7 protein-coding genes are annotated in these 5729 nt (G+C 32.0%); 6 read left to right on the top strand and 1 reads right to left on the bottom strand.

All coding sequences use genetic code 11. The features are described from left to right. Positions 1 to 99: 99 nt before the first annotated feature. The 5 genes from ACW2QF_RS15235 (at position 100) to ACW2QF_RS15215 (ending at position 2680) form a co-directional block, all read left to right on the top strand. On the top strand, positions 100 to 351 hold the full coding sequence (locus tag ACW2QF_RS15235; RefSeq protein ID WP_455716864.1) for an ATP-binding cassette domain-containing protein: 252 nt from the start codon (positions 100 to 102) through the stop codon (positions 349 to 351). Further along, the gene (locus tag ACW2QF_RS15230; protein WP_455716863.1) at positions 326 to 559 is read left to right on the top strand and encodes a hypothetical protein; all 234 of its coding nucleotides are present in this window, start codon (positions 326 to 328) and stop codon (positions 557 to 559) included. Before ACW2QF_RS15235 ends, ACW2QF_RS15230 begins: the two co-directional genes overlap by 26 nt. Positions 560 to 589: 30 nt before the next feature. Beyond that, positions 590 to 1393 carry an ABC transporter permease gene (locus ACW2QF_RS15225; protein ID WP_455716862.1) on the top strand — a complete coding sequence of 268 codons (804 nt, stop codon included), beginning with the start codon at positions 590 to 592 and terminating at the stop codon, positions 1391 to 1393. Positions 1394 to 1396: 3 nt separating this feature from the next. Further along, positions 1397 to 2212, top strand: coding sequence for an ABC transporter permease (locus ACW2QF_RS15220; RefSeq protein WP_455716861.1), 816 nt, complete (start codon positions 1397 to 1399; stop codon positions 2210 to 2212). 162 nt (positions 2213 to 2374) lie between these two features. Continuing rightward, positions 2375 to 2680: a hypothetical protein gene (locus ACW2QF_RS15215; RefSeq protein ID WP_455716860.1), complete on the top strand. Its 306-nt coding sequence runs from the start codon at positions 2375 to 2377 to the stop codon at positions 2678 to 2680. Between the two features lie 291 nt (positions 2681 to 2971). Here the strand turns inward: ACW2QF_RS15215 and ACW2QF_RS15210 are convergent, their stop codons facing one another. Beyond that, positions 2972 to 3487 (bottom strand): hypothetical protein, encoded by a 516-nt coding sequence (locus ACW2QF_RS15210; RefSeq protein ID WP_455716859.1) that lies wholly within the window; start codon positions 3485 to 3487, stop codon positions 2972 to 2974. A gap of 136 nt (positions 3488 to 3623) precedes the next feature. On the opposite strand from ACW2QF_RS15210, the gene ACW2QF_RS15205 reads away from it, so the two are divergent. After that, on the top strand, positions 3624 to 4868 hold the full coding sequence (locus ACW2QF_RS15205; RefSeq protein WP_455716858.1) for a hypothetical protein: 1245 nt from the start codon (positions 3624 to 3626) through the stop codon (positions 4866 to 4868). The last annotated feature ends 861 nt before the right edge of the window (positions 4869 to 5729 follow it).

Genomic DNA, 5729 nt, shown 5'->3' with positions numbered 1-5729 from the left:
TTGCAACAGCCTCTTTTTGTCGGTTTTGCTTTGGCAAAATCCAAGGTAAACCAACCGACTTGGCAAGATATGAAAATATAACTACCAGGAGGAAGCACAATGATTACGATGAAAAATGTATGTAAATCGTACAAAGTAGCAAGAAGAAATGCAGGCTTTAAAGAGGCTTGCAAGTCACTGTTCCATAGGGAATATGAGACCATCCAGGCATTATCAGATGTCAGTTTTACCATTAATGATGGGGAAATGGTTGGATATATTGGACCGAATGGAGCTGGGAAAAGTTCTACCATTAAAATTCTAAGTGGAATACTAACACCAGACAGTGGCAGTATCAAAGCTTGCTGTTAGAGAATTTATATTACGGTTGAACGAGGAACATAAGACAACCGTTATTCTTACCACACACGATATGCAAGATATAGAGGCGCTAACAAAACGAATTATCCTTGTGGGAAAAGGAAGGATTCTTCTTGATGGTTCTTTAACAGATATCAAAGAGGGAAATGAAAATATTGACGAAACCGTTGCACAGTTATACCGTTCCTATGATATATAGTCGAATCGTGTGAAAGGAGATTGTTTGATTATGAAGAAATATTTATCTTTTTTTCGCTTGCGATTTGCAATGGGGTTGCAATACCGTGTGGCAGCATTTGCGGGGGTAATTACCCAGTTCGTATGGGGAGTAATGGAAATATTAATCTATACTGCATTCTATGAGGCAAATGCAGCAGCCTTTCCTATGTCGTTCGAGGCAACGGTGTCCTATATCTGGATACAACAAGCATTTCTTGCTTTCTTTATGGCATGGTTTATGGAGGAAGAAATCTTTGATTCTATTGTTAGTGGGAATATCGCATATGAACTTTGCAGACCAATTCGCATCTATAACATGTGGTTTGCTAGAAGTGTGGCAAATCGTTTGTCCAGGGCAGTATTACGTTCTTATCCGATATTAATAATTGCAGCTTTCTTGCCAAAACCATACGGATTGTCAGCTCCGTCAAGTATATGGAATTTTATTATTTTTCTCCTTACTATGTTTCTTGGTTTATTGGTTACGGTATCTTTATGTATGTTAGTTTATGTACTAACATTTTTTACGGTATCCCCTCAAGGTCTACGAATTTTCTTTCTATCTATGGTGGAGTTTTTTGCAGGTTCAGTTATTCCACTACCATTTTTCCCAGACAAGATTCGGATAATTTTAGAATTGTTACCGTTTGCAGCAATGCAGAATGTACCTTTAAGAATCTACAGTGGAGATCTGGTGGGAATGTCTATTGTAAAACCAGTTGTATTACAGATAGTTTGGCTAGTTATACTAACCGTTAGTGGATACAGCTTATGTAAATATGCAGAAAAGCGTGTAAGATTACAGGGAGGTTGATGTATGGGGCAACGGAATAGTAAGAGAACAATGGAGAAAGGATTAAAGCTATATGGACATTATGTTTCAATCAATGTAAGAAGTATGATGCAATATAAGTCGTCGTTCATGCTAACTATGATTGGGCAATTTTTAGTATCATTTAACGTATTCCTAGGAATATATTTTATGTTTCAGAGGTTTCAAAGTGTAAAGGGGTATTCTTATAACGAAGTGCTATTATGTTTTTCAATTATGTTAATGGAATTTTCTATGGCGGAATGTTATGCTCGTGGGTTTGATTCGTTCGCAGGGATGGTTAGAAGGGGAGAATTTGATCGTGTTATGGTCAGACCAAGGAATGAAATCCTTCAAGTTCTTGGGAGTAAATTTGAATTAACAAGAATAGGTAGAATGTTACAAGCAGTTGTAATGTTTATCTATGGGATAATGAATAGTGATATTCATTGGACATTTAGCAAAGTTGTTACGATTATATTTATGCTGCTTGGAGGGACTGCTTTATTTACAGGGATATTTCTTATATATGCCGCTTTATGTTTCTTTACGTTAGATGGATTGGAATTTATGAATGTATTTACCGATGGGGCAAGAGAATATGGTAAATATCCAGTGGGGATTTATGGTAGGAGAATGTTGCAGTTTTGCACATTTATAGTACCGTATGCATTAGTGCAGTACTATCCGTTACTATATCTGTTGGAACGAAGAACAAGTATTGTCTATGTTTTTATACCATTATTAGCTTTTTTATTCTTGATTCCTTGCTATGGATTGTGGAGGTTTGGTGTAAGACACTATAAGTCATCAGGATCTTGATTTATTGAAAGTATTCTATATTTACAATTGACGATAACTACAGAATGGAATACAATAATTGCTAAAGTTTCCTAATAAGTTTGTGTTGCTTATATAATATGAGAATGGAGGGAGGCTTAAGAATACAACGGTATATCAACAACTAAAGGAGGATGAATTACTATGGAGTGTAATAATTGTAGGTTTGAAAATCAAGAGGAATCAAACTACTGTCAACATTGTGGAATCCGATTAACGAGTAAGAAAAGTATGTTTAGTCGGGATAATATTAGTGCCACAGGAACTATAGCTGGAGCTGGTGCAAAGGGCGTATCGGTAGCTCCATTGGCTTACAAGAATGGTACAGAAGCAGGAAAGTCAGCTCCCCGTATTGTGATTACTCCACATGAAGATGGAACTTGGTTTTGTCCATTATGTGGTGAGAAGAATACAGGATACAGTTGTCGAGGCTGTGAGTTCGCTAGATAAGAGTAGTGGAGTGAGAGTATGGTAGAGTTATATAAGAAGAATGAAGCTGAAACCAACGAAAGGATTTCCAGATCTATATTAGTTTGGTTCGGATTTATAATGATTTAATATGACAAATAAAAATGTAAACAAGGTCATTTTAGTACAAAGAAAAGCAATAACTCTGAACCTCACAGTGAAAAGAAGCAAGATAATCCGTTAAGAATCCAGCTTATCTTGCTTCTTTTGTTATACATAATGCAATCCAATTAAAAAACAATATCCATCTTCACTCGTCCAGCTTTAACATGTCTATTTTTTCAATATTAAAGATTCAGCAATATTATCTATTATAGTTTCATCTATTGAAGATGAAACAACGTAAAAATCTATTAATATATCATTATTAATATAAAAGTAATGAAGTTGATCCGATTGAGTATTACTATATTCTTCAGCAGCTGATTGTTCAAATGAAATACAGACCTTTGATAATAATGTTTTATTAAGATTTTTTGTATATCGAACATCATTTATATAAGAATGAACACCATATATATTTGCTACAATTGAATCAATAGAATTGTCAGATTCCCATTTTGGAAATACTTCTATAGAAATAATTTCTTCTTGATTATATAATAATTTGCTAAATATATCGTCGCCATTACTCTTTATTGACCATCCACTAGGTGTTGTTATAGAAAAATATTGAGTATCCAATGTTTCCTCTTCGTTTTTACTAGTATATAAAAAAATCATATATATAGAGGCCGTTATAAAAAGTACTAATAATATTATTACATACGTTTTTGTTTTTTTTCTCATATATCCACCTTAGACATTCCATTTTATTTAGTTATTCATAATAACATGCAAAAAGATAATTGTCAATATGCAACATTTACTATTTTAAACAGTAAATAAAAGGTATATAATGTATAAAAAAGGAGGTATAAAGTAAATGAAAAAAAACAAACTTATAGCAGTATTTTTAACAGTTGTTACATTATCATCTCTAAATTCTAATAGTATATTTAATAGTATGCCTACAGTATCAGCTTCAGAACAAGATTCGATTAAGACCATTAATGAAATGGTAGAGTCTGTAGGGCAAAAAGATTGGTCAACATTTATTGACTTAATGTGTAGTGAAGAACGGGAATATTTTCAATATTACTTTTCAAGTGAAAATAGAACAACAAATGGTATAAAGCAAGTAGAATCAATGTCACTTGAAAGTATTACACCTGTAAACGAAACCATAGCTAATGATGAATTGTTAGTAAATGAATATGCTATACTTAGCTATTCTGACAATATTGAAACATATTTGGTAGGATTATATTGTAACGTTAGTGAAGAAAATCAGTATTTTTATAATGGACTAAACTATTTCAATATTACATTAGCAAATGATGATGGAAAAATGAAGATTGTACAGTTTAATAAACCGTCTTATTACATGGCAACTGAAACTCTTGATATTGAAGTTACAGATCCAAATTATACAGACAAATGTGATGCTATTAACTCTATTGAAGCATCAGACAGAGGTTACTTAATAAATGCAGAAGGCGAGGATATCACAAATGATTCTTTTAATGTAACAACTGATGAATCCAATCAGCAAAGCGCAATATATTCCACAACTAATAACTATTCTTCTCACCCAGCATTAAAAACTTACACAAATTATTCTGCTCCAGATACTATGACTGTTTTGATGAATAAAGTAGATGAGGACCATCCAGCTGCAGTAGAATATAGTTTTGATTTCTATATCAAAAATACATTACCAAATGAGTGTATATTATCAACATTTGGAACAGCAGCATTAAAAGCTAATGCATATTGTGTTAAAGGAGTTGGCTTATATCATTCCATAAAACCAGTAAACTCAGCAGGAGGATATGAAGTAACACAATATACACAGAATTTTCAAGTAGGTACATCAAATACAATATCTGATAAAATATTTGATAGTATTGCTGACAAATATGTTGTTAATTCGAGTAGTAAGGTTTTCTTCCCAGAATTCGGTACAGGTACAGAAGGTAAAACAGGATCATCTAAAACCGGAAGACTATTACACTATGGATCAAAATTATTAGATGAACAAGGAAAAACTTATCTACAAATTTTAAATTACTATTATAGTGGTTCAGATTGTTCATCTGGTGATGTAAAAATAGTTACTATAAATTAATTCTGATAGAGATTACTTATTTACATTCCAGTCGGTTATTATATTTGTCCTGCCATCTATAATTGCGACGTTTTATTTGGACTTAAGGTTGATAAAATATACGGGAATGATTAGCGTGATTAATATTGTTTTGGCTCATTTGGTTACATGCTTTCATTTGTTCAAACCTTGGATTGAGTCTTTTAGAGGTACGAAATCAATCCAGCTTTATGGTGATCTTCCAAGAGCTATGCAATATTTAGTTTGTATTGCTTTACTTCATTTGCTATGTAAAAGAATTATAGGATTCTTCAACGGTTTTTACCAAGTAATTGAGGAAGAAAATCATGTTCCCACTGACCATAAGCTTAAAAGCTAAAATATAGCTTGTATTATCGTAGTAATGACCAAAGTCATACATAAGTTGTTACCTTGGTAACTGGTAAAAAATGCGCTCCCAGTAGATAATGATATCATAATATTTACTGGGAGCGATTATTATGAAAAAGAGAAAAATAGTTTCTAACATGGCTGGGTATACTTTTCGCATACCTATATTGACTATTTAGAGGTTACCTATGGTTGTGATAAAGTGTTAGAATTAATTAAAACTAAGAAGTATGAAAAGATATTTGGAAAAACAGAAAAAGAAATATACCAGGAGTGGTGAGAAATATTTAAGTAATTCATTTTGAATATATATAGATGTATGATTGTTATTTTATCAATTTAGTGAGAAAAATACAGAATAAAGTCATAAAAAAGTAAATATGATATATATAGAAAGTATAAAATTGTATATATCATATTCAAAATGCATAATAAATATATATAATTTAGAAAAAAATATATATAATTTTTATGGATATATACTTTTTGGAC

The sequence above is a fragment of the Anaerosporobacter sp. genome (assembly GCF_965301125.1).
Note: the sequence above shows the minus strand (reverse complement) of the source record. Positions and strands in the feature narration are given on the sequence as shown.